Genomic DNA, 20,603 nt, shown 5'->3' on the forward strand with positions numbered 1-20,603 from the left:
TGAAGGTCGGCCAGGCCGAGGCGCGCACGACACGGCCGACTGGGGCGGCGCGACGCTGGGAGCACGGCGAAGGCAGGTGATTCCGGCGGCCCGGGTCAGGCGCCGGCGCCGCCGTCCACCGGCACGATCGCGCCGGTCACCATCGAGGCGCGGTCGCTGAGCAGCCACGCCGCCACCTCGGCGACCTCGCGTGGCTCGGCCATCCGGCCGAGCGGGGTCATCGCGGTCGCCTGCTTCTGGACACCGGGCGAAATCGCCTCCCACTCGTCCATCATCTTCGTGGCGGTGCCGCCGGGGGTGATGCCGTTCACCCGGATGCCGTCGGCCGCCCAGCTCACCGCCGCGGTCTCGGTGATGCTGTTGAGCGCCCGCTTCATCGCCCCGTACGCGGGCAGCGCCGGGTTGGCACGGCGGCTGCCGATGCTGGAGGTGTTGACGATCGCGCCGCCGCCGCTCGTGCGCATGAGCGCGGCCTCGGCGGTCATGGCCGTCCAGTGACCGCGGAAGTTCACCGCGAACTGCCGGTCGATGTCCTCATCGCTGGTGATGTCGAGCGGTCCCGGCTGCGGCATCGCCGCGCCGTTGTTGAACGCGCCGTCCAGCCTCCCGTGCAACTCCTCAACGCGGCCGACGGCGGCGCGGATGCTCTCGCTGTCGCCCAGATCGACGCGTACGGCGTCCGCGACGCCGCCCTCCTCCCGGATTTCGGCCACGATCCGATCAAGGCTGTCAACACTGCGGGTGGCGAGCACGACGGCGGCGCCCTCACGGGCGAAGAGCCGGGCGGCCGCCTCCCCGATGCCGCGGCTGGCGCCGGTGATGAACGTGACCTTGCCCGTGAGCAGGCCGGCAGGTGCGGAAACAGTGGTGTTCGTCATGCCGGCCAGTCTCGGCGCGGCCCGGCGGCGTATGCAGGCACAAGCTGTACCAGGATGGACGGCTCCCGGACAGGCACACTTGAGAGATGGACAGAAAGGAACTCGGGGCCTTTCTTCGCAGCAGGCGGGAGCGGCTGCGCCCGGAAGACGTCGGGTTGCCCTCCGGGCCCCGGCGCCGGACGCCCGGCCTGCGCCGCGAGGAGGTCGCGGTGCTCGCGCACGTCTCCACCGAGTACTACGTACGGCTGGAGCAGGGCCGGGCGCCGCGCCCGTCGGGTGAGGTCCTGGCCGGGATCGCCACGGCGCTGCGGCTCAGCGACACCGAGTGCCGCCACCTCCACCTCCTGGCGGGCACCGCGCCGACGCGTGCCGCGGTGCTCAGGCGCGACGTGCGGCCGAGCATCCTCGCGCTGCTGGAGCGGCTGCCGCAGACGGCCGCGATCGTGCTGTCGGCGGCCTTCGAGGTGCTCGCCTGGAACCATCTCGCCGCCGCGCTCATGGAGGACTTCGGCAAGCTGCCGCCCAGGGAGCGCAACTTCGCGCGCCGCGCCTTCCTGCCCGAGGCGCCGGACGGGCCGCGGCCGTACGGGATCTCCAACGCCACCGAGTTCCGCCGGCACGTCGTGATGGAGCTGCGCGCCACCCAGGCCCGCTACCCGGACGACCAGGAGCTGGCCGAGCTGATCGCGGAGCTGCGTACGGGCAGCGGCGAGTTCGCCCGGCTCTGGGAGCGCCACGACGTGCAGCCCGCGTACACGCTCTCCAAGACCTTCCACCACCCGGTGGTCGGAGCGGTCACCCTGGACTGCGACCAGCTCGCCCTCACCGACCGCGACCAGCGGCTCGTGCTCTACAGCGCGCGCCCGGGCTCCCGCGACGCCGAGGCCCTGGCGCTGCTCGACGTGCTCGGCCCCGACTACGCCAGGACGTAAGTCAACGGCTATTTACACTCCTTGCGATCATGACTATTCTGCGGTGGTCGACCGGAAGGGACATCGATGACCGCAAGCGGCACCGAAGCCGTCCGCAGGCGCGATGCGGCGAGGACCCGGCAGCGGCTGCTCGACGCGGCGCTCAAACGCTTCGCCCACGACGGCTACGCCGCCACGACCGTCCGCGACATCACCGACGACGCCGGCGTCAACGTCGCCCTGGTCAACCGCTACTTCCAGTCCAAGGAAGGGCTGTTCGAGGCGTGCCTGGCCGTCGCGGCGGACGAGCTGCGGCGCGTCGCGGCGAACGCCCCGCTCCCCGACGCCATCCGGCACATCATCACCGCGACCGGCGAGGGCCGGATCACCGACGTGCTGCTGCTCCTGCTGCGCACATCCGGCGACGAGAACGCCGAGCGGATGCGGGTCGGGCTGCTCAGATCCGCCAGCGAGGACCTGGCCTCGGTGGCCGGGTGGCGGCCGGAGGACCCGGAGGGCGAGGCGCTCATGCTGCGCGCCCAGCTCGTGCTGGCCCTGGCGGTCGGGGTGGCCACGCTGCGCGTGTCCACCGAGCTGCGGCCGCTGGCCACGGCCGGGGACGAGGAGCTGGCGGTGCCGCTGCGAGAGGTCGTCGACACGTTGCTGCCCCGATCGTGAACAGGTCATGAAGGTCGTGAACAGGTCGTGAACGCCGTGCGCGTCCACCTTCGAAGGGAGAGCCTTGACCACCGAGTCCGCTGAGACGCTGGTGACCACCCGCGGTTGCCCGTTCGCCCCGCCCGAGCAGCACTTGCGGCTTCTGCGCGAGCGACCCGTCACCAAGGTCAAGCTGCCGACCGGCCGCGAAGCGTGGGTGACCACGCGGTATGAGGACATCAAGAAGGTGCTGAGCGATCCGCGGTTCAGCGCGAACCGCCGCCACCCCGCCGCGCCGCGCCTGGTCGAGGACCAGGTCGATCAGCCCGCCACGTCCCCGCTGCCGAAGATGATGCTGGAGATGGACCCGCCCGAGCACGGGCCGGTCCGGCGGGCGGTGGTAGGCGAGTTCACGCTGCGGCGCATCAACGCCCTGCGGCCGCGCATCCAGCAGATCGTGGACGAGCACATCGACGCCATGCTGGCCGGCCCGCGCCCGGCCGACCTGGTCCAGGCCGTCGCGCTGCCGGTGCCGTCGCTGGTGATCTGCGAGCTGCTCGGCGTGCCGTACGAGGATCACGACTTCTTCCAGACCAACTCCGCGCAGCTGCTCAACCGGCGCGCCACCGAGCAGGAACGCCGGGACGCGGTGCTGTCGCTGGTCGGCTACCTCGACAAGCTGATCGCCGCCAAGGAGGAGCAGCCCAGCGACGACCTGCTCGGCCGCCAGATCGTCAAGCAGCGCGAGAGCGGCCAGGTGGACCGCGGGGCGCTGCTCAGCACGGCGTTCCTGCTGCTCCTCGGCGGCCACGAGACCACCGCGAACATGATCTCGCTGGGCACGTACCTGATGCTCACCGAGCACCCCGAGGCGGCGCAGGCGCTGCGCGAGCACCCCGAGAAGGCCGAGTGGGCCGTGGAGGAGCTGCTGCGCTACTTCACCATCGCCGAGTTCGCGATGGCGCGGGTGGCGCTGGAGGACGTCGAGGTGGGCGGCACCGTCATCCCGGCGAACTCGGGCGTGCTCATGCTCGCCAACGCCGGCAACCGCGACCCCGAGGTGTTCGAGGACGCCGAGCGCTTCGACATCGAGCGCGGCGCCCGCAACCACCTCGCCTTCGGCTACGGCGCCCACCAGTGCCTGGGCCAGAACCTCGCGCGGGCGGAGCTGGAGATCTTCTTCGCCACGGTGTTCCGCAAAGTTCCGACGCTGAAGGTGACCGCGCCCGCCGAGGAGCTGTCGTTCAAGGAGGAGGCCGCCGTCTACGGCATGCACGAGCTGCCCGTCACCTGGTGAGGCGGGCGCTCCCCGAGGTGAGGACCGGCGACGCCGCCGCCGTCGCCGGCCTCCTGCGGATGCTGCAGGACGGGCAGGAGCGGCGCCTGTCCGCCTCGCTGCGCACGCTGGCGCTCTCCCTCCTCGACGCCGCCCGCTGAGCGCCTCAGCCCGCCCGCCGTGCCGCGGCGCCGTCACGGGGCGCGGCCGGGCGCGCGAGGTGGGCGGCGAGCGCATCGGGGTGGGTGAGCTGCGGGTAGTGGCCGGCGCCATCGATCATGGTGACCGGGACGTCCACCGCGACGGCGAGCGGATCGTCCGACCCGGCGACGATCTCCACCGGCACCTCGACCCGGTCCAGGAGGCGGCGCAGCTCGTCGCGCCAGGTGTGGTCCGCGCGCAGGGCGGCCACCACGGTGCGGGCGCGGCCGGGGCGGCTCACGTCGGCCAGGTCGTCCTCGGGGACGCCCAGCAGCGCCGCCAGGCGGGTCCTCGGCAGGCGGCGCAGCAGCGGCACCGCCGCCCACGACCGCGCCGCCCGGGGCCTGGCCGCTGCAGGAACGCCGGCGCCACCAGCACCAGCCTTGAGATCGCGTCCGGGTGCGCGGCGGCGTAGCGCAGCGCGGGGCCGCAGGCGAAGGAGTGCGCGACCAGCACGGGACGCGTCCGCACCGGCCGGAGCAGCCCGCCCACCCACGCCTCCAGCGCTCCCGCCGGCGGGCCGGACCCGCCCTGTCCCGGCAGATCGGCGGCCAGGGCCGGAGCGTCGAGCCGGCCGGTGAGCCGCCGCCAGGAGCCGGCGTCCAGGGGCAGGCCGTGCAGCAGCACGTAGCCGGGCTGCTCCCGCTCACCGACCACCCAGGTCCGCACGCCCGCCACGTCCTGGTAGCCGTACGGGCCGGTGGGGGCGGGCACGGCGCCGAAGCGGGCGGCCACCAGGTCGTCGGCCCACCTGGTCAGCGTGTCCTCGACGGGCGGCAGGCTGAGCCCGGCCCGCTCGGCGAACGCCCGCGCGGGCCCGGTGTCGTAACGGTCGGACGACAGGAACGTCAGCGTCTCGGGATCCACCCCGATCAGCGCCCTGGGCAGCCGCCGCAGCAGCCCGACCGGGATCGAGCGCCGGGGCGCGCGCACGCCCATGTGCCGGGCCAGCAGCGCGACCAGGTCCGGCAGGACGGGCGTGCGGTCGTCGAGGATCCAGTACGCCCGGCCCGCGGTCTCCTCGTGCTCGGGCAGCCGGGTCATGAACGCCGCCAGATAGCGCACGTCCACGACCGGCACGAACACCTCGCGCCCGCCCGGCAGGGCGGGCAGGCGGCCGTGCCACAGGTCCGACACCATCGACGCCAGCCCGAGGAACTGGCCGGGGCCGATGGCGGTGGAGGGGTTGGCGATGGTGAGCGGGATGCCGCGCTCGGCGGCGCGGGCCCTGATCGCCGTGTCGCCCTCCTTCTTCGACGCCTCGTAGGCGCCCTCCCGCCGGTAGTCGGGCGGCTCGCCCCCGGGTCCCGGGCTGACGCGGTAGCCGCTGATGTGCACGACCCGCCGCAGGCCGGGCCGTTCCGCGGCCCAGTCGAGGACGTTGAGCGCGCCGGTCACGTTGGCCGCCCGCGCCTCCTCCACGCTCAGCCCGAACGCGAAGCGGGCCGCGCAGTTGTAGACGTCGCGCACGCCGTCCAGGCCGGTGGGCGGCAGGCCGAGGCCGGCCTTGGTGATGTCGGCGCGCACGACGGTGAGCCCGTCGAGCGGCACGCCCTCGCTTTCCAGCCAGGAGGTGAGCCTGCCGGGGTTCCCGCGTACGGCGGCGGCCACCCGGTTGCCGCGGCGCAGCAGCTCGGCGACCACGGCACGGCCGATGAATCCGGTGGCGCCGAAGACGATGGAACCGGGGGAGTCTGGTGACACGAGCGGGCTCCTCACGAGGCGGTGAGCAGGATCGCGGCCCGGCGGGCCACGGCGTCGAGCGGCCGGCGGTCGCGCCGGGCTCTGGCGAGCAGCAGCGCGCCCTCGATCAGGGCGAGCACGGCCGTGGCCGTGCCCTCGGGGTCGGGGTGCCCGCCGGCGGCGAGCCGGTCGGACAGGATGCGCTCCCAGGAGTCGTAGACCTCGGCGCACACCTGCTGGAGCGCGTCGTGGGTGGCGGCCAGCTCCAGCGCGACGGTGGCCACCGGGCAGCCCTTGCGCCACCCGGACGACTCAAGGCGGTCACCGAGCATCGTGATCAAGCCCGTGACCAGGGCCGTCGTGTCCGGTGCCGTGGCGGCGAGCCGCTGCGCGGCCTCCGCGATCTCCCGTCCGGCGCGCCGCAGGGCCTCGGCGACCAGCTCGTCCTTGCCGCCGGGGAAGTGGAAGTACAGCGAGCCCCTGGGCATGCCGCTGGCCGCGATCACCTGGTTGAGCCCGGCGCCGGAGTAGCCGCCGGCCTCGATCAGGTCCTGGGTGGTGTCGAGCAGTCGTGTGCGCGTCTCCGCGCCCTTGCGTCCCATGCGTCAAGAAAATAGACCGGTCTACATATTTTGGCAATCACCCAAGCGGCGGGACGTGGTGGACCAGCGCCGCCTTCGGCTGAAGGGCACCTGAAAGGGGTCGGGAAGGTGGGTGGTCGCTGGAGGCGTCCGAGGGCGGGCGGTCGCTACAGGGGGCGGCGGGCGGGTGGTCGCGCTGACGGGTGCGGGCCGCCAAGGCCGGCTCACGAACCGGCGGCGCCCGCGCGCAGGCGGTGGGCGTTCAGCGCGCCGCCGGGAAGGGCTGTCCTGACGCCAGCCGTGCGATGAGGCCGGGCACGGCCTGCTCACCGCCGTTGGCGGTCACCCAGCGGCTCACCTGGCAGGCGGCGTCGGCGTACGTCAGAGGGTCGGCCGACGCCGCGCGCAGCCAGCCGTCGAGCGTGTCCGGCAGGGCCTGCCGGGGATCGCGCAGGCAGCGGTCGCCGGTCGGAGTGAGGTAGCGGGGATCGTCGCTGACCAGGACCCCCAGGCCCTCGTCGAACCACTGCGGGACGTCCGCGCCGCCGAGGCGGGCGTGCAGCTCGACGTGGGTCAGCTCGTGCGAGGCGATCACCGGATCGACGCCGCGCGGGGACAGCATGACCGACCGGTTGAGCACGGCGATGCCGCGTTCACCACCGCCGCCGATCCTGCTGTAGCAGGCGTCGGTCAGGCACACGAGGACGTCGGGGGCGCTGACCCGGCCGCCGAAGAAGGCGCGTATCCGCTCGTCCGCCTGCTCGAGGACCTCGCTCACGCGGCGGCGCTCCGCCGGGGCCAGGCCGGGCTCGGCGTAGACGCCGGGCGCGATGCGTTCCAGGCCGTAACAGCCGGGACACGTGGTGGCCGCGACGGACGGGAAGGCGATCGCGGTCGCCGCCACGGCCGCGGCGAGCACCACCGCGACCGCCGCACCTGCGATCCACCAGAATCCGCGGCGGCGCGTCAAGGGCATGAAATCCTCCTTACCGCCGTCGCGCGGCGGCGAGATGCGAGGCCCGCCGGGTGTGGTGGCCCAGCAGGCGAGTGAGCAGGTCCACGAACTGCTCGCGCTCCGCGGCGGTCAGCGGGGCGAGCAGAGCCCGGCGTTGATCAGCCGGTACGACTGCGCGGCCACGCTCGCCGGCAGGCGGCCGGGCTGCCGGCGGAGCCTCTCCGGCGTCTTCGCCTCGCCGGAGCGCGGCACGCCGGTCGCTTCGGCTCCGCTGCTCATGCGCTTGATCATAACCGGTTGCGTTAGTCGCCCTAACGACTTCGCGCTCCTGCTCGGCGCGAAGCGCCGGCAGGACGCGGGCACCGTCTTCACCGGCGGCCTGCGGCAGCGCTTCGGAGAGCCGGCGGCTGGGCGGGATGCGGATCACGCCCGCCTGGGCACGCCCCGCGTGATCGGGTCAGGAGGTGGCGCGCCAGGTGAGGGAGAGGCCGGTGGCGGCGCGTTCGGTCCGGATCTCCATCATGCTGCCCAGGATCGTGGCGTGGTCGGAGACCACGGGCGTGCCGTCGAGCGTGTGGGTGATGCGGGCGCTGAGCAGTACCGGGCTGCCCTCAGGCTCGCGCAGGTGGCGGGCGGCGGGGCCGTCGAGCAGGCCGGGCCGCACCACCTCGGACGCGCGGGCGACCGCCACCCCGGCGTCGGCGAGCGCCGTGTAGAGCGAGACCTCGGTGAAGTCCCGGTCGCGGATGCGGTCGGCCACCGGGCGGCGTACCCACGACACCTGGTGGACGGCCGGACGCCCGGCGAACTCGCGCACCCGCTCAAGGCGCAGGGCGCTCTCGCCGGGCGGCAGCCGCAGCTCGGCGGCGACCCGGGCGGGGGCGCGGCGCACCGCCCTGCCGACCACCGCGGTGCGCACGGCGTGGCCCTGCGTACGCAGGTCGTCGGCCAGGCTGCGCAGCGAGTCGAGCTGGTAGGCCAGGTGCGGCGGCGCGACGAACGTGCCCTTGCCGGGCCGCTGCACGATCAGCCGTTCGTCGCTGAGCTGCCGCAGCGCCTGGCGCAGCGTCATGAGCGTGACCCCGTAGGAGGCGCTCAGCTCGCGCTGCGGCGGCAGCGCCTCGCCGGGGGCGTAATGGCCGGACCGGATCTTCGCGGCGAGGTCGGCGGCGATGGCGCGGTATCTCGCCTCGTGTCCGGCGTCGGCGGTCATCGTGGTGGGTCACACTCCTGGTCGAGGGCCTGCCGCAGGGTCGTGACGAAGGCCCGCAGGTCGTCCGGTGCCGCCCCGTCGAGCACGCGCCGCATGACGGCGGCGCCGACCACCACGCCGTCGGCGTGCCGGCGGGCCTCGCGGGCCTGATCCGGGGTGGAGATGCCGAATCCTAGCAAGAGGCAGGTCGGTGACGTTCTTGAGGCGGGCGGCAAGTCGTGCCGCCGAGGCGGCGAGCGCGGTCCGCTCGCCGGTGGTGCCCATGACCGAGACCGCGTAGACGAACCCGCGGCTGCGCGCGCCGATCTCCGCCAGCCGGGCGTCCGGCGTGGTGGGCGAGGCGAGCAGGGCGGGTTCGATGTCGCAGGCGGCCGCCGCCTCCATCAGCTCGTCCGCCTCGTGCACCGGCAGGTCGGGCACGATGAGCCCGGTGACGCCCGCTCGGCGCAGCGCGGCGCAGAACTCCTCGGGGCCGTCGTGCAGCACGAGGTTGTAGTAGGTGCTGGCGATCAGCGGCACGCCCAGGTCCGGCAGCGCGGACAGCTCGGCGAGGATGCTCCGGGTGCTCGCCCCCCCTGGCCAGGGCCTCCTGGCTCGCCTGCTGGATGGTGGGGCCGTCGAGCGTCGGGTCGGAGAACGGCAGGCCGACCTCGATCGCGTCGGCTCCCGCGGCGGCGAACGCGCGCAGGTAGGCGGTCCAGCCGGGGCAGATGCCCGCGGTGACGTACGGCATGAGCAGGCCGCGCCCGGCGTCGCGGCGGGCCCGCAGGTGGCGCTCGACCGCGCCCGCGGAGAGGACCTTGTTCACAGCAGCTCCTTCAACGTCGCCATGTCCTTGTCGCCGCGGCCGGACAGCGTCATGAGCACCGTCGATCCGGGCGGCAGGTCGCCGTCGCCCGCCGCGCGGATGATCCAGGCGAGGGCGTGCGCCGATTCCAGCGCCGGCAGGATGCCCTCGGTGCGCGCCAGCCGTACGGCGGCGGCGACCGCCTCCTCGTCGGTCACCGTGACGTAGCGGGCCCGGCCCAGGTCGCGCAGGTGGGCGTGCTCGGGGCCGACGCCGGGGTAGTCGAGCCCGGCGGCGATGGAGTGCGCCTCGACGATCTGCCCGTCGCCGTCCTGGAGGAACAGCGAGCGGGCCCCGTGCAGCACGCCGAGCCGGCCCCTGGCGGCTCCCGCGCCGCCCTCGGCCTCGACGCCGACCAGCCGGGCCGAGGTGTCGGCGAACCCGGCGAACGTGCCCGCCGCGTTGGAGCCGCCGCCGACACAGGCCACGACGTGGTCCGGTACGCCGGCGGGCAGCGCGGCGGCGCACTGGGCGCGGGCCTCGTCGCCGATGACCCGCTGCAGCTCCCTGACCAGCCACGGGTACGGGTCGGGGCCGACGACCGAGCCGATGCAGTAGTGGGAGTCGCCGGTCGTGCTCACCCAGTGGCGCATGGCCTCGCTGGTGGCGTCCTTGAGCGTCCTGCTGCCGGTGGTCACCGGCACCACCTCGGCGCCGAGGACGCGCATGCGGAAGACGTTCAGCTCCTGGCGCTCGATGTCGCGCGCGCCCATGAACACCGTGGCCCCCAGCCCGAGCAGCGCGGCGGCGGTCGCGGTGGCCACGCCGTGCTGGCCGGCGCCGGTCTCGGCGATCAGCCTGGCCTTGCCCATGCGCTTGGCGAGCAGGGCCTGCCCCAGCACGTTGTTGATCTTGTGGGAGCCGGTGTGGGTGAGGTCCTCGCGCTTGAGGTAGAGCCGCACGCCCAGCTCGTCCGACAGGCGGGCGGCCGGGGTGAGCGGGGTGGGGCGGCCCGCGTGCACGGCCAGCAGGTCCGCGAGGGCGGTGCGGAAGCCGGGGTCGCTCCAGGCGGCGCGGAACGCCTCGCCCACCTGGCGGCAGGCCTCCACCAGGGATTCGGGTGCGTATCTGCCGCCGTACGCGCCGAATCTGCCCAGGTCGCGGGGCTCGGTCATGGTCGTGCCCGGCGGGGCGGGGTCCGTCCATGGCAGCACGCGGTCCATGCATGCCTCCCTCATTAGTTCTATAACTCTTCTCAGAGTTCTATAACAGTGAGTGTGGCACGAACGGCCCGGGATCACCACCGCCGGGGGAGCTGATATGATGATCGGGAACGCGTGAGCCTTCTCGGCCGGACTCCCGTCCGCTGCCGGGAAGGCTTTTTTCATGCCCGGAAATGGGCGTTCGGCTGACATCTGACGAGGATCGACATGACATCTGCGGCGAGTGCGGGCACGTGGCGGCTCGGCGACCTGACCGTCAACCGCATCGGCTTCGGCGCGATGCGCCTGACCGGGCGGGCCGCCTTCGGCTCCGGCAAGCGCGACCCGAAGCAGGCGGTCGCCGTGCTGCGGCGGGCGATCGAACTCGGCGTGAACCACATCGACACCGCGGCCTTCTACTTCACCGATGAGCTGGCGGCCAACGACCTGATCGCACGGGCGCTGGCCCCGTACCCCGACGACCTGGTCATCACCACCAAGGTCTGGCCGGGCCGCCGCCGCGTATCCGGGAACTGGTGGTGGGCCACGCCGGCGCAACTGCGCGACCAGGTGGAGGAGAACCTGCGGATGCTCGGCCGCGACCGGCTCGACGTGGTGAACCTGCGCGTGCCCGGCAGCAGGCGCGACGGCTCCATCGCCGAGCACTTCGGCGCGCTGGCCGAGCTGCGTGAAGCCGGGCTCATCCGGCACCTGGGCGTCTCCAACGTCACGGCCGCCCAGCTCGCCGAGGCCCAGTCCATCGCACCGGTGGTGTGCGTGCAGAACGCGTTCGGCATCGGCGCCCCGGCCGGGGAGCGCGAGCTGCTGCGCGTCTGCGGCGAGCAGGGCATCGCGTACGTGCCGTTCTTCGCGATCGCCGGCGCCGGTCGCGAGTCGGGAGCGGTGACCGGCGAGCCCGAGGCGGTGGAGGAGATCGCCCGCGCCCGCGGCGCATCACCCGCGCAGGTCCGCCTGGCCTGGACGCTCGCCCAGGGCCCGCACGTGCTCGCCATCCCCGGCACCGGCGACCTCGGCCACCTGGCCGAGAACGTGGCGGCGGGCGAGCTGCGGCTCACCGGCGAGGACCTGGCCCGCCTGAACGCGCTCGGCGGCTAGCTCGCCGGGCCTCGCCGAGCGGCGATCGACGTTCAGCGGGGCAGGCGAGCGCCGATGAGGCGGATCGCCCGGCGGACCACCTCGGCCTGCGCCGGGGCCAGGCCGTCAAGGAACGGCTCGACCACCTCGGCCCGCCAGCCGTCCGGCACCTGGTCGCCCAACATGTGCTCCAGGCTGAACGCGGCCAGCTCCTCGGCCAGCGGCTCCACCCGCGGATCGCCGGGTTCGGCACCTGCCAGCTCATCGAGCCTGCGATAGAAGTCGCGCCCGCGCGCCGCCGGCTCCGGATCGGCGGTCAGCGCGTCGAGCGCGGCGAACGTCCACCGCCCGCCCGGCGCGCGCGAGGCGCTGTCGACGAGCATGAGCAGGTCCCGGTCCCAGGCCGCCGACGGCGAGGCCGGCACGTCGATGGCCTTGAGGAACGACAACAGGCCGGGCGATGCGGTGTCGTCCGGGCTGAGTGTGCCGTCCTCGACCCGGCGCAGCACCTCGGCGAGCCTGGCCCGCCGCAGGCGGATGTCGCGCTCCTGCGCGGCCAGGTCGGCGTCGATCTCGGCGAGGATCTCGGGCAGCTCCCTGGAGCGCTCATCGGCCATGACGTCGCGGATCTCGTCGAGGCTGAGCCCCAGCCCTGCCAGCCGGCGTACGCGGGCGAGGGCGACGGCGTCGCGCATGCCGTACTCGCGGTAGCCGTTGGCCAGGCGCGGCGGCTCCGGCAGGACGCCCTGATGGTGGTAGTGGCGCACGGTACGGGTGGACACCCCGAGCAGCGCGGCAAGCTCTCCGATCCGCATGTGCCCAGTTAAGACGTTGACGCCACGTCAAGGTCAAGCCGCCGGGAAAAGCGGTGGACCGGGCGGTCGCCGGGCCGGTAGCGTACCGGCGACCGTGACACGGCCTGAGGAGGTGAGAGACCCATGAACGCTGTAGCGAAATGGGCGCTCCGCCCTCGCGCCACGGTCAGGCGAGCGAAGTAGGTGCCGCCGGGAGCGCCCGAACTCCGGCACTCCCCTCGAAAGGCACCGACCATGCACTCTTCGCCGGCTTCCGCCCAGCCCTCGCACACCCTGCACTCACAGACCGGGCCCACACGAAACGAGCCCTCACAAACCGAGGCCTCGCCCGCCCGGCCGCCGCGCGCCGAGCTCGCCGATCCGCCGTACGACGTGGTCATCGCCGGGTGCGGGCCGACCGGCGCGATGCTGGCCGCCGAGCTGCGCCTGCACCGCGTACGCGTCCTCGTCGCCGAGCGCGAGACCGAGCCGGGACCGATGGTCCGCATCGTCGGCCTGCACATCCGCAGCCTGGAGCTGATGGCGATGCGCGGGCTGCTCGACCGGCTGCTCCCGCACGGCAGACGGCGTCCCGCGGGCGGCTTCTTCGCCGCCATCCCCAAGCCCGCGCCCGAGGGCCTCGACAGCCGGTACGCCTACATCCTGGGCATGCCGCAGCCGGTCATCAACCGCCTGCTCGAAGAGCACGCCGCCGAGCTGGGCGCGCACGTCAGGCACGGCTGCGCGGTGACCGGCTTCGAGCAGGACGATGCGGGCGTGACCGTCGAGCTGAGCGGCGGTGAGCGGCTGCGCACCCGCTACCTCGTCGGCTGCGACGGCGCCCGCAGCGCGGTGCGCAGGCGGCTCGGCGTCGGCTTCCCCGGCGAGCCCGCGCGCAATGACACGCTCATGGGCGAGATGGAGGCGAGCGCGCCGCAGGAGGAGATCGCCGCCGTGGCCTCCGCGGTCGCCGCCCGGCAGTGGCCGTTCTGGATCAGGCCGTTCAACGGCGGCCAAACGTACAGCGTCGTCGTCCCCGCGGGCGGCGTGACCGACCGCTCGCGCCCGCCCACGCTGGACGACTTCCGGCGGCGGCTGCGCGCCGTCGCCGGCACCGACTTCGGGGTGCACTCCCCGCGCTGGCTGTCCCGCTTCGGCGACGCCACCCGGCTGGCCGAGCGCTACCGGGTGGGGCGGGTGCTGCTGGCGGGGGACGCGGCCCACATCCATCCGCCGTTCGGCGGGCAGGGGCTCAACCTCGGCGTCCAGGACGCGGTCAACCTCGGCTGGAAGCTGGCGGCGCAGGTGCGCGGCTGGGCGCCGGACACGCTGCTCGACACCTACCACGCCGAACGCCACCCGGTCGCCGCCGACGTGCTGGACAACACCCGCGCCCAGGCCGTGCTGGCCTCCCCTGAGGCGGGACCGCGCGCGCTGCGGCGGCTGCTGGCCGAGCTGATGGACATCGACGAGGTGAATCGGCGTCTCATCGAGAAGATCACCGCGATCGCGGTCCGCTACGACTTCGGCGCGGGCCCCGACCTGCTCGGCCGCCGCATGCCCGACGTCGAGCTGACGCGGGGCCGCCTGTACGACCTGCTGCGCGGCGGGCGCGGCCTGCTGCTCGACCGCACCGGACGGCTCACCGCCGGCGGCTGGTCGGACCGCGTCGACCGGCTCGCCGATCCCGGCGCGGCGGTGGACGCCCCGGGCGTGCTGCTCAGGCCGGACGGTCACGTGGCCTGGATCGGCGACGACCAGCGCGACCTCGATGAACGCCTGGCCCGCTGGTTCGGCGAGCCCGCCGGTTAGTCGCGGGCGGGGGCTCGGCGCTCCCGCAGGGGAGCGCCGAGCGCGCGCAGCGCCGGCACCGCGGCCTGCAGCGCGCCGCGCTGGTCAGGCGTCAGCGTGGCGAGGGCGTCGGCGAACATCTCCGCCCAGGCGTTCTCGATCATGGCCATGCCGTGCTGGGCGTCCACGGTCGGGTAGAGGCGCACGGCGCGGCGGTCGTGCGGGTCGGGCTCGCGGCGGATGAGCCCGCGGGCGCGCTGACCGCGACGGCCTCCACGCTGGCCGGCAGCCGTCTCGTCGGCCGCATCAGCCCCCGCCTGCTGCTGCCAGCAGGGCTGGCGCTCATGCTCGTCGCCGGTTTCACCGCCCTGTTCCTCACCCTCGCCGGGCAGCTGAACCGGTTCTGGGCACTGAGCCTGCTGGGCCTTGCCTTCGTCGGCTCGGCCAGGTCTGCGCCACCGCCACCGGCCTCGCACTGGAGCGCGTACCACAGGCGGCGGGCACGGGCTCGGCGGTGCTGGGCACGCTGCAGAACGCCCTCGGCGCGGCCGTGGCCCCCTTGATGGGCATCGCCGGAGGCCACACCGCCGTGCCGCTGTTCGCCGGAATGACGCTGTGCACGCTGCTCGCCGCGGCCGCGCTCCTGCTCACTCTCTCGCCCAGAACACCACCAGCACAGGCGCGCGTGCCGCGCCCGCCCCTCACGAGACGGCGGGAAGGCGATGTGGCTCCGGACGGCCGGGCTCCAGCGCGTGGCGGGTGCCGTCGAGCGTAGACCTTCGCCGCGCCGTGCTGGACGAGCGCCCGGGCGAACGCGCATCTCGCCGGGAGCTTCCCTGCCGCGCGTGACATCACGCCGCCCGCGTGCGCGGGGCGTCAGCCGGGTGAGACGGCCGAGGCCAGCTCGGCGAAGTCGTCGTCGGACAGCTCGATGCCGGCGGCGGCGACGTTCTCCTCCAGGTGGGCGATCGATGAGGTGCCGGGGATCGGCAGCATCACCGGGGAGCGGCGCAGCAGCCAGGCGAGTGCGAGCTGCGACGGCGTGGCCGACAGCCGCGAGGCGATCGTGTCGAGCGCACCGCCCGGCCTGGCGAGCTCCCCGGTGGCCAGCGGGAACCACGGGATGAAGCCGATCTCGTGACGTTCGCAGTACTCCAGCACGTCCTCGGCGGAGCGGTTGGCCAGGTTGTAGAGGTTCTGCACGGTGGCGATCGGGGCGACGGCGCGCGCCCGCTCGATCTGTTCGACGCCGACCTCCGACAGTCCGATGTGCGCGACCTTCCCCTCGTCCTGGAGCTTCTTCAGCTCGCCGACCTGGTCCTCCAGCGGCACCTCGGGGTCGACGCGGTGGAGCTGGAGCAGCGGGATCCGCTCGAGCCCGAGGATGCGCAGGCTCATCTCGCACTGCTGGCGCAGGTAGGCGGGCCTGCCGACGGGCGTCCACTGGTCGGGGCCCTGGCGGGTGAGCCCGGCCTTGGTGGCGATGACGATGCTCTCGTCGTACGGGGCGAGCGCCCGCTTCAGCAGCGGCTCGGCGACCAGGGGGCCGTAGGCGTCGGCGGTGTCGAAGAGCGTCACGCCGAGCTCGGCGGCGCGGCGCAGTACGCGTACGGCCTCCTCCTCGTCGGCCGGCGGCCCCCACACGCCGGGCCCGGTGAGCTGCATGGTGCCGTAGCCGAGCCGGTTGACGGGCAGAGTTTTCTCGATCATGAACTGGCCGGACGCGTCGGCCCGCACAGCGGTCATCGCGGAACTTCCCTTCTCGTGCCGGCCGCCGGGCTCGGCGGCGTGACCGGGTCGGCGTGCCCGGCGAGACCGCGTCCTACCTCAACCGCGGGCAAAGCCTGGTATCGATCACGGGTGGATGTCGATCACGACGTCGTCGCGGGCCACCTCGCGGCCCTCGCCGTTCACGAACGCGACGTGCACCGGCTCGCCGGTGGAGCGCGTCCTGCGCAGGGCCGGCGGCCCGGACGGGCGGGGCGGTGAGTGTCGCCCCACTGCTGCAGCGCGCCCAGCACCACCTGCAGGTCGGCGCCGGCCTTGGTGAGGTGGTAGCTGCGGCGCTGCCTGCTGCCTGGCTCCTGGTTAGGTGAGCGTGCGCAGCACCCCCGCGTCGACGAGCGTCTTCAGCCGGGCGCTCAGCAGGTCGGGCGCGATGCCCAGCGCCTTCCTGATGTCGGCGAAGCGGTGCCGGCCGCGGAAGATCTCGCGCAGGATGAGCGGCGTCCGCCGCTCACCGGGTAGCCGCAGGCTGCGCTCGATCGAGCAGGCCGGCTCGTCGGCGGACGAGCCCTTGCCGCGTACGGCCATCGCACCCACCCCCTTCATCACAGATACCGTCCTCGGCCCGATACCGGTTGACAGATCTTGGGCGATCTGGGCGTAATGACGACCGCGTCGCGTGTCGCGGTCCGGGAGGACGGTCGCGGCATGGAGGCGCCGTACCAAGGGGGTTGACGCCAATGGCCACTAGCACCGTCGGTCGTGCCTGAGCACACCGCGCCCGCGCGTCCCCTCATGCCTGGTCCGGTGTCGTAGCACCTGTACGCCGGCATGCCCGTGCGGGTCTCAGCATGTCCACGACACCCACTCACCAGAAGGCTTCTTCTCAGCATGCCGAACGACTTCAACCAGCAGATCATCGACGAGTTCCGGGCCAACCGCGGCAAGGTCGGCGGCCCCTTCGAGGGCGGCAGGCTGTTGCTGCTCACCACCATCGGCGCCAGAACCGGCCGCCCCCACACCACCCCGCTCGGCTACCTGCCCGATGAGGACCGCCGGCTCGTCATCGCCTCGGCGGGCGGCTCGCCCAAGCACCCCGACTGGTATCGCAACGTGCTCGCCAACCCCCGGGTGACGGTCGAGGACGGCATCTTCACGTACGAGGCCGACGCCATCGTGCTCGAGGGCGAGGAGCGCGACCGCCTGTTCGCCCGCGCCGTCGAGATGGACCCGGGCTGGGCCGCCTACGAGGAGCGCTCGGGCCGCACGCTGCCGGTGGTGGCGCTCGTCCAGGTCGATCCCGGGCCGCCGCACGGGCGGCGCATGGGCGACGCGCTCAAGGACGTCCACGACGCCTTCCGCCGCGAGCTGGCCCTGATCCGCAGGGAGGCCGCCGCCTCGGGGCCGCGCCTGGCCGCGCAGCTGCGGGTGAACTGCCTGACGATGTGCAGCGGCCTGCACGTTCACCACACCCACGAGGACAACGGCCTGTTCCGCGGGATCGAGCACCAGTACCCGGAGCTGGGCCCGGCGATCCGGCGGATGCGGGCCGAGCACGAGGTGGTGGCGCGGCTGCTCGACGAGCTGAAGGCGCTGCTGTCCGCCGACGACGTCGCCCCCGCCGACCTGCTCGCCGGGGTGGACCGGCTCACCAAGGAGCTGGAGGCGCACCTCGACTATGAGGAGCAGCAGCTCGTGGCGCTGCTGAACGGCTGACACGCGGCTCGCGCGTCCGGGGTGTCTTCTGTGACAACGGGGACACCCCGGACGTATGCTGATGGTGCGTCCGGGCCCGGCGCCACACGTCTTTCCTTTCTTCCGCCTCCATTTTCCTTTCTTCCGCCTCCATGCCGCCATGCCGGCGGCCGTTCCGAGGCGCCGCTCTCTCTTTCCTCTCTGTACGCGAAGCCGCCGTGCCTGGGGAGTCTCCGAAAAACTTGGAGTCCACTGAAAGTTTGCAGTACGCTCCAGCGCCATGACAGAAGGGCTCCGCGAGCGCAAGAAGCGCCTGACGCGGCAGCGCATCTCCGAGGTGGCCGTCGGCCTGTTCGTGGAGCGCGGCTTCGACAACGTGACGATCGCCGAGGTCGCCGACGCCGCCGAGGTGTCGGTGAACACCGTCTACAACTACTTCCAGTCCAAAGAGGACCTGGTGCTGCCTCCGGAGGAGGCCTCGCCCCGCCGGCTGGCCGACATCGTGGCCGGGCGCGCGCCCGGCGAGTCGGCGGCCGGGGCGGTGCTGGCGCGGCTGCGGCGAGAGGTGGGCGAGCGCGAGCGCCGGGTGGGCCTCAGCCCGGGGTTCGGCCGGGTGCTGCAGATGATGCGGGACGCGCCCACGCTGACCGCGCGCCTTGAGGACCTGGGCCGCGCGATGACCGACGAGCTGGCCGCGCTGCTGGCCGAGGAGTGCGGCGAGGGCCCGGACGACCCGCTGCCCCGCGTGATCGCCTGGCACATCGGCAGCCTGCACGCGCTGGTGATGAGCGAGATCGGCCGCCGCACGGCGGCGGGCGAGCGGCCCGACGAGATCGCCGCCGCGGTCCTTCGGCTGCTGGATGCGGCCGAGAGCGTGCTGGGGGAGAAGGTGCTGGGCTATGGCGTACGCGGGGAGTGAGGCGATGTTCCGGGTGACGATCAGCGGCAGGTTCCGGGGGATCGACGAGACCGGGCGGGCGGCGGTGCGCGCGGCGGCCGGCATGGCCTACACCGAGGCCGGCACGTTCACCCACGACCCGAGCGTGTCGGCGTTCACCTTCCGCTGCCAGGTGCCGGCCGGTCCCGACGACGGAGAGGACGAGGCGGCCCTGGGCGCGATGGCGGCGCTGGAGGCGTACGGGCAGGCGTACGAGGTGCTGCGCATCGGCGTGACGGACATGCGCGAGATCAAGATCCGCCGGCGCTGATTCTCAAATCTGGGATATTATCCCGAATATGGGACAGCCCGTGGATATGGAGGCCAGGCTCGCCGACCGGCTCGCGCGGCTGCGCGTCGAACACGGCTGGTCGCTGGAGGAGCTGGCAAGCCGCTCCGGCATCAGCCGCTCGACGCTGTCGCGGCTGGAGCGCGGCGAGATCAGCCCCACGGCGGCGCTGCTCGGCAAGCTCTGCGAGGTCTACGGGCGGACGATGTCGCGGCTGCTCGCCGAGGTGGAGTCCGAGCCGCCGCACATCGTGGCGGCCGGGGCGCAGCAGGTGTGGCGGGACGAGACGTCGGGGTTCGTCCGCCGCTCGGTCTCGCCGCCCCATCCCGGGCTGCGCGGCGAGGTCGTGGAGGGGCGGCTGCGGCCGGGCGCCGACATCTCCTACGACCAGGCGCCCGTACCCGGTCTCGAGCAGCACATCTGGGTGCTGGAGGGCGCGCTGGAGATCACCTTCGACGGCCGCACCCACACCGTGGGAGCCGGCGACTGCCTGCGCTTCCGGCTGTGGGGGCCGTCCCGCTTCCGCTGCCCCGGCCCCGATCCGGTCCGGTACGCGATCTTCGTCGTCCTGCCCTGACCCCCGAGGAGACCCATGCGCACCATCGCCCGCCTGACCCCGGCCGAGTTCGACACCCGCGTCAAGGAGCTGGCCGCGCTGCTCGTCGACGCCGTGGACGGCGGCTCGTCACTGGGGTTCGTCACGCCGTTCGACCACGAGGACGCCGCCGCCTGGTGGCGCGCGCAGGCCCCGGCCGTGGCCTCGGGCGAGCTCATCGTGTGGGTCTGCCAAGAGGGCGGCGCGGTGGTGGGCACCGTCAGCCTCGCCCCCGCGACCAAGCCGAACGCCCGGCATCGCGGGGAGATCGTCAAGCTCATGGTCCACAGCGCGGCGCGCGGGCGCGGTCACGCGCGCGCCCTGCTGGCCACGGCAGAGCAGGCGGCGCTCGCGTCCGGGCTCGACCTGCTGATGCTCGACACCGAGACCGGCAGCACGGCCGAGCACGTCTACCTCACCGGCGGCTGGACCTGTTACGGCGTCGTCCCCGATTACGCGGCCTCGCCCGACGGCACGCTGCGCGAGTGCGGCTTCTTCTACAAGCGGCTCACAGCGACCGGGTGAGCGCGTCCAGCTCGGCCAGCCGTTCGGCCGGGGCCAGGCGCGCGGCGGTGGCCACGAGCAGCAGCTCGGTGACCGCGATCTCGTGGGTGAGCGGCGCGATCGGCCCTGCGGCCTCGCGCGGCAGCGCGATCAGCAGCTCCGCCTCGGCGGCCAGCGGCGAGCCCCACGTGTCGGTGACGAGGATGAGCCGGGCGCCCCGGCCGCGCGCCGCGCGCACGAAGCGCTCGGTGGCGGGGGAGTAGCGGCGGAAGTCGTAGGCCACCACCAGGTCGGCGGTGCCCAGATCGAGCACGGTGCGGGCGCGCGCGTGCGGCGTCTGCGGCACCCGGTGCGCGCCGGGGCGCAGGCCGGCGAGCTGGCGGATCAGGTAGTCGGCGGCCAGCTCGCTGAGCGGCCCGCCGAGCGCCCAGACCGTCCTCGCCTCGGCCAGCAGGCCCGCGGCGCGGTCGCACAGCGGCGCGGGCACGGCGGCCAGCGTGCCGTCCAGGCCGGCGCGCAGCTCCTCGGCCGCCTCGCCCAGCCCGCTCGACGGCTCGCTCTTCTCGGTGACGTACTCCAGCAGGCGCGAGCGGTCTCTCGCGCCCTCCCGCACGGCGGCCTGGAACTCGGCGAACCCCGAATATCCGAGCCGGTCGAACAGCCGCGAGGCGGTCGGCGGGCTCACCCCCGCACGCTCGGCCAGCGCGCGCAGCGAGCCCAGCGCCGCGAACGGATGGTCGTCGAGCAGCACCCGCACCACCGCGCGCTCACCGGGCGGCAGCTCGGCGTAGACGGAGCTGAGCCGGGCCACGATCGCGTCGCTCTCCATGCTGA

The 20,603-nt window shown here is 73.8% G+C and carries 26 protein-coding genes and 2 pseudogenes; 12 read left to right on the forward strand and 16 right to left on the reverse strand.

Annotation, left to right across the window (positions count from 1 at the left end; translation table 11 throughout):
• Positions 1-95: 95 nt before the first annotated feature.
• Positions 96-878: an SDR family NAD(P)-dependent oxidoreductase gene (locus tag ACGFIM_RS02835; protein ID WP_393193562.1), complete on the reverse strand. Its 783-nt coding sequence runs from the start codon at positions 876-878 to the stop codon at positions 96-98.
• 86 nt (positions 879-964) lie between these two features.
• On the opposite strand from ACGFIM_RS02835, the gene ACGFIM_RS02840 reads away from it, so the two are divergent.
• From ACGFIM_RS02840 to ACGFIM_RS02855, 4 genes are all read left to right on the forward strand, one after another.
• Complete coding sequence (locus tag ACGFIM_RS02840; protein WP_393193565.1) at positions 965-1,810, forward strand: helix-turn-helix transcriptional regulator; 846 nt, start codon at positions 965-967, stop codon at positions 1,808-1,810.
• 66 nt (positions 1,811-1,876) lie between these two features.
• Positions 1,877-2,467, forward strand: coding sequence for a TetR family transcriptional regulator (locus tag ACGFIM_RS02845; RefSeq protein ID WP_393193568.1), 591 nt, complete (start codon positions 1,877-1,879; stop codon positions 2,465-2,467).
• A 64-nt stretch (positions 2,468-2,531) separates the two neighbouring features.
• The gene (locus ACGFIM_RS02850; RefSeq protein ID WP_393193571.1) at positions 2,532-3,743 is read left to right on the forward strand and encodes a cytochrome P450; all 1,212 of its coding nucleotides are present in this window, start codon (positions 2,532-2,534) and stop codon (positions 3,741-3,743) included.
• The gene (locus ACGFIM_RS02855) at positions 3,740-3,883 is read left to right on the forward strand and encodes a hypothetical protein (RefSeq protein WP_393193573.1); all 144 of its coding nucleotides are present in this window, start codon (positions 3,740-3,742) and stop codon (positions 3,881-3,883) included. The genes ACGFIM_RS02850 and ACGFIM_RS02855 overlap by 4 nt, the downstream gene beginning before the upstream one ends.
• A 5-nt stretch (positions 3,884-3,888) precedes the next feature.
• Here ACGFIM_RS02855 and ACGFIM_RS02860 read toward each other — a convergent pair whose 3' ends face one another.
• The 9 genes and pseudogenes from ACGFIM_RS02860 to trpB all read right to left on the reverse strand — a co-directional run bounded on the left by ACGFIM_RS02860 (position 3,889) and on the right by trpB (position 10,365).
• The gene (locus ACGFIM_RS02860) at positions 3,889-4,239 is read right to left on the reverse strand and encodes an alpha/beta fold hydrolase (protein WP_393193576.1); all 351 of its coding nucleotides are present in this window, start codon (positions 4,237-4,239) and stop codon (positions 3,889-3,891) included.
• Positions 4,161-5,627: an alpha/beta fold hydrolase gene (locus ACGFIM_RS02865; RefSeq protein ID WP_393193579.1), complete on the reverse strand. Its 1,467-nt coding sequence runs from the start codon at positions 5,625-5,627 to the stop codon at positions 4,161-4,163. Before ACGFIM_RS02865 ends, ACGFIM_RS02860 begins: the two co-directional genes overlap by 79 nt.
• 11 nt (positions 5,628-5,638) lie before the next feature.
• The gene (locus ACGFIM_RS02870) at positions 5,639-6,208 is read right to left on the reverse strand and encodes a TetR/AcrR family transcriptional regulator (protein ID WP_393193582.1); all 570 of its coding nucleotides are present in this window, start codon (positions 6,206-6,208) and stop codon (positions 5,639-5,641) included.
• Positions 6,209-6,449: 241 nt separating this feature from the next.
• Entirely contained in the window at positions 6,450-7,163 is a 714-nt protein-coding gene (locus ACGFIM_RS02875; RefSeq protein ID WP_393193585.1) for a hypothetical protein, read from the reverse strand.
• A 108-nt stretch (positions 7,164-7,271) separates the two neighbouring features.
• The gene (locus ACGFIM_RS02880) at positions 7,272-7,421 is read right to left on the reverse strand and encodes a hypothetical protein (RefSeq protein ID WP_393193588.1); all 150 of its coding nucleotides are present in this window, start codon (positions 7,419-7,421) and stop codon (positions 7,272-7,274) included.
• Positions 7,422-7,599: 178 nt separating this feature from the next.
• The gene (locus tag ACGFIM_RS02885; protein ID WP_393193591.1) at positions 7,600-8,355 is read right to left on the reverse strand and encodes a GntR family transcriptional regulator; all 756 of its coding nucleotides are present in this window, start codon (positions 8,353-8,355) and stop codon (positions 7,600-7,602) included.
• Positions 8,352-8,874 (reverse strand): annotated as a pseudogene (trpA, locus tag ACGFIM_RS02890) (tryptophan synthase subunit alpha). Before trpA ends, ACGFIM_RS02885 begins: the two are co-directional and overlap by 4 nt.
• A 109-nt stretch (positions 8,875-8,983) precedes the next feature.
• Positions 8,984-9,088 (reverse strand): annotated as a pseudogene (locus ACGFIM_RS02895) (tryptophan synthase subunit alpha); the annotation flags it as partial.
• 71 nt (positions 9,089-9,159) lie between these two features.
• A complete protein-coding gene (gene trpB / locus ACGFIM_RS02900; protein WP_393193594.1) occupies positions 9,160-10,365 on the reverse strand; it encodes a tryptophan synthase subunit beta in 1,206 nt (401 codons plus the stop codon).
• A gap of 207 nt (positions 10,366-10,572) precedes the next feature.
• On the opposite strand from trpB, the gene ACGFIM_RS02905 reads away from it, so the two are divergent.
• Positions 10,573-11,460, forward strand: coding sequence for an oxidoreductase (locus ACGFIM_RS02905; protein ID WP_393193597.1), 888 nt, complete (start codon positions 10,573-10,575; stop codon positions 11,458-11,460).
• Positions 11,461-11,492: 32 nt separating this feature from the next.
• On the opposite strand, the gene ACGFIM_RS02910 is transcribed toward ACGFIM_RS02905, so the two are convergent.
• Positions 11,493-12,254 carry a MerR family transcriptional regulator gene (locus ACGFIM_RS02910; protein ID WP_393193600.1) on the reverse strand — a complete coding sequence of 254 codons (762 nt, stop codon included), beginning with the start codon at positions 12,252-12,254 and terminating at the stop codon, positions 11,493-11,495.
• Positions 12,255-12,488: 234 nt separating this feature from the next.
• Here ACGFIM_RS02910 and ACGFIM_RS02915 point away from each other — a divergent pair, with 234 nt between their 5' ends.
• Positions 12,489-14,045 carry an FAD-dependent monooxygenase gene (locus ACGFIM_RS02915; RefSeq protein WP_393193603.1) on the forward strand — a complete coding sequence of 519 codons (1,557 nt, stop codon included), beginning with the start codon at positions 12,489-12,491 and terminating at the stop codon, positions 14,043-14,045.
• Here the strand turns inward: ACGFIM_RS02915 and ACGFIM_RS02920 are convergent.
• A complete protein-coding gene (locus tag ACGFIM_RS02920) occupies positions 14,042-14,230 on the reverse strand; it encodes a hypothetical protein (protein ID WP_393193606.1) in 189 nt (62 codons plus the stop codon). The genes ACGFIM_RS02915 and ACGFIM_RS02920 overlap by 4 nt on opposite strands.
• Before the next feature lie 12 nt (positions 14,231-14,242).
• Between ACGFIM_RS02920 and ACGFIM_RS02925 the strand changes: the two genes are divergently transcribed.
• Positions 14,243-14,587, forward strand: a complete 345-nt coding sequence (locus tag ACGFIM_RS02925; protein WP_393193609.1) for a hypothetical protein — start codon at positions 14,243-14,245, stop codon at positions 14,585-14,587.
• Positions 14,588-14,900: 313 nt separating this feature from the next.
• Here the strand turns inward: ACGFIM_RS02925 and ACGFIM_RS02930 are convergent, their stop codons facing one another.
• From ACGFIM_RS02930 to ACGFIM_RS02940, 3 genes are all read right to left on the reverse strand, one after another.
• Positions 14,901-15,770: an aldo/keto reductase gene (locus ACGFIM_RS02930; protein ID WP_393193612.1), complete on the reverse strand. Its 870-nt coding sequence runs from the start codon at positions 15,768-15,770 to the stop codon at positions 14,901-14,903.
• A gap of 108 nt (positions 15,771-15,878) precedes the next feature.
• On the reverse strand, positions 15,879-16,025 hold the full coding sequence (locus tag ACGFIM_RS02935; RefSeq protein WP_393193615.1) for a hypothetical protein: 147 nt from the start codon (positions 16,023-16,025) through the stop codon (positions 15,879-15,881).
• Between the two features lie 87 nt (positions 16,026-16,112).
• A complete protein-coding gene (locus ACGFIM_RS02940; RefSeq protein WP_393193618.1) occupies positions 16,113-16,355 on the reverse strand; it encodes a winged helix-turn-helix transcriptional regulator in 243 nt (80 codons plus the stop codon).
• 285 nt (positions 16,356-16,640) lie between these two features.
• Here ACGFIM_RS02940 and ACGFIM_RS02945 point away from each other — a divergent pair, with 285 nt between their 5' ends.
• From ACGFIM_RS02945 to ACGFIM_RS02965, 5 genes are all read left to right on the forward strand, one after another.
• Entirely contained in the window at positions 16,641-17,465 is an 825-nt protein-coding gene (locus ACGFIM_RS02945) for a nitroreductase/quinone reductase family protein (RefSeq protein WP_393193621.1), read from the forward strand.
• 259 nt (positions 17,466-17,724) lie between these two features.
• Positions 17,725-18,363, forward strand: a complete 639-nt coding sequence (locus tag ACGFIM_RS02950) for a TetR/AcrR family transcriptional regulator (RefSeq protein ID WP_393193624.1) — start codon at positions 17,725-17,727, stop codon at positions 18,361-18,363.
• A complete protein-coding gene (locus ACGFIM_RS02955) occupies positions 18,344-18,652 on the forward strand; it encodes a DUF6204 family protein (protein WP_393193627.1) in 309 nt (102 codons plus the stop codon). Before ACGFIM_RS02950 ends, ACGFIM_RS02955 begins: the two co-directional genes overlap by 20 nt.
• A gap of 28 nt (positions 18,653-18,680) precedes the next feature.
• On the forward strand, positions 18,681-19,247 hold the full coding sequence (locus tag ACGFIM_RS02960) for a helix-turn-helix domain-containing protein (RefSeq protein ID WP_393193630.1): 567 nt from the start codon (positions 18,681-18,683) through the stop codon (positions 19,245-19,247).
• A gap of 15 nt (positions 19,248-19,262) precedes the next feature.
• Positions 19,263-19,790 carry a GNAT family N-acetyltransferase gene (locus ACGFIM_RS02965; RefSeq protein WP_393193633.1) on the forward strand — a complete coding sequence of 176 codons (528 nt, stop codon included), beginning with the start codon at positions 19,263-19,265 and terminating at the stop codon, positions 19,788-19,790.
• On the opposite strand, the gene ACGFIM_RS02970 is transcribed toward ACGFIM_RS02965, so the two are convergent.
• Positions 19,774-20,598, reverse strand: coding sequence for a MurR/RpiR family transcriptional regulator (locus ACGFIM_RS02970; RefSeq protein WP_393193636.1), 825 nt, complete (start codon positions 20,596-20,598; stop codon positions 19,774-19,776). The genes ACGFIM_RS02965 and ACGFIM_RS02970 overlap by 17 nt on opposite strands.
• Positions 20,599-20,603 lie beyond the last annotated feature (5 nt).

The organism is Nonomuraea sp. NPDC049309, from assembly GCF_043196965.1.
Lineage (GTDB): Bacteria > Actinomycetota > Actinomycetes > Streptosporangiales > Streptosporangiaceae > Nonomuraea > Nonomuraea fastidiosa.

What these genes read in the sequence shown, in the direction of transcription:
- ACGFIM_RS02835 (WP_393193562.1), bottom strand. Translation starts at nt 878, where the DNA reads ATGACGAACACCACTGTTTCCGCACCTGCCGGCCTGCTCACGGGCAAG.
- ACGFIM_RS02840 (WP_393193565.1), top strand. Translation starts at nt 965, where the DNA reads ATGGACAGAAAGGAACTCGGGGCCTTTCTTCGCAGCAGGCGGGAGCGG.
- ACGFIM_RS02845 (WP_393193568.1), top strand. Translation starts at nt 1,877, where the DNA reads ATGACCGCAAGCGGCACCGAAGCCGTCCGCAGGCGCGATGCGGCGAGG.
- ACGFIM_RS02870 (WP_393193582.1), bottom strand. Translation starts at nt 6,208, where the DNA reads ATGGGACGCAAGGGCGCGGAGACGCGCACACGACTGCTCGACACCACC.
- ACGFIM_RS02875 (WP_393193585.1), bottom strand. Translation starts at nt 7,163, where the DNA reads ATGCCCTTGACGCGCCGCCGCGGATTCTGGTGGATCGCAGGTGCGGCG.
- ACGFIM_RS02880 (WP_393193588.1), bottom strand. Translation starts at nt 7,421, where the DNA reads ATGAGCAGCGGAGCCGAAGCGACCGGCGTGCCGCGCTCCGGCGAGGCG.
- ACGFIM_RS02885 (WP_393193591.1), bottom strand. Translation starts at nt 8,355, where the DNA reads ATGACCGCCGACGCCGGACACGAGGCGAGATACCGCGCCATCGCCGCC.
- trpB (WP_393193594.1), bottom strand. Translation starts at nt 10,365, where the DNA reads ATGGACCGCGTGCTGCCATGGACGGACCCCGCCCCGCCGGGCACGACC.
- ACGFIM_RS02905 (WP_393193597.1), top strand. Translation starts at nt 10,573, where the DNA reads ATGACATCTGCGGCGAGTGCGGGCACGTGGCGGCTCGGCGACCTGACC.
- ACGFIM_RS02910 (WP_393193600.1), bottom strand. Translation starts at nt 12,254, where the DNA reads ATGCGGATCGGAGAGCTTGCCGCGCTGCTCGGGGTGTCCACCCGTACC.
- ACGFIM_RS02915 (WP_393193603.1), top strand. Translation starts at nt 12,489, where the DNA reads ATGCACTCTTCGCCGGCTTCCGCCCAGCCCTCGCACACCCTGCACTCA.
- ACGFIM_RS02930 (WP_393193612.1), bottom strand. Translation starts at nt 15,770, where the DNA reads ATGACCGCTGTGCGGGCCGACGCGTCCGGCCAGTTCATGATCGAGAAA.
- ACGFIM_RS02940 (WP_393193618.1), bottom strand. Translation starts at nt 16,355, where the DNA reads ATGAAGGGGGTGGGTGCGATGGCCGTACGCGGCAAGGGCTCGTCCGCC.
- ACGFIM_RS02945 (WP_393193621.1), top strand. Translation starts at nt 16,641, where the DNA reads ATGCCGAACGACTTCAACCAGCAGATCATCGACGAGTTCCGGGCCAAC.
- ACGFIM_RS02950 (WP_393193624.1), top strand. Translation starts at nt 17,725, where the DNA reads ATGACAGAAGGGCTCCGCGAGCGCAAGAAGCGCCTGACGCGGCAGCGC.
- ACGFIM_RS02955 (WP_393193627.1), top strand. Translation starts at nt 18,344, where the DNA reads ATGGCGTACGCGGGGAGTGAGGCGATGTTCCGGGTGACGATCAGCGGC.
- ACGFIM_RS02960 (WP_393193630.1), top strand. Translation starts at nt 18,681, where the DNA reads ATGGGACAGCCCGTGGATATGGAGGCCAGGCTCGCCGACCGGCTCGCG.
- ACGFIM_RS02965 (WP_393193633.1), top strand. Translation starts at nt 19,263, where the DNA reads ATGCGCACCATCGCCCGCCTGACCCCGGCCGAGTTCGACACCCGCGTC.
- ACGFIM_RS02970 (WP_393193636.1), bottom strand. Translation starts at nt 20,598, where the DNA reads ATGGAGAGCGACGCGATCGTGGCCCGGCTCAGCTCCGTCTACGCCGAG.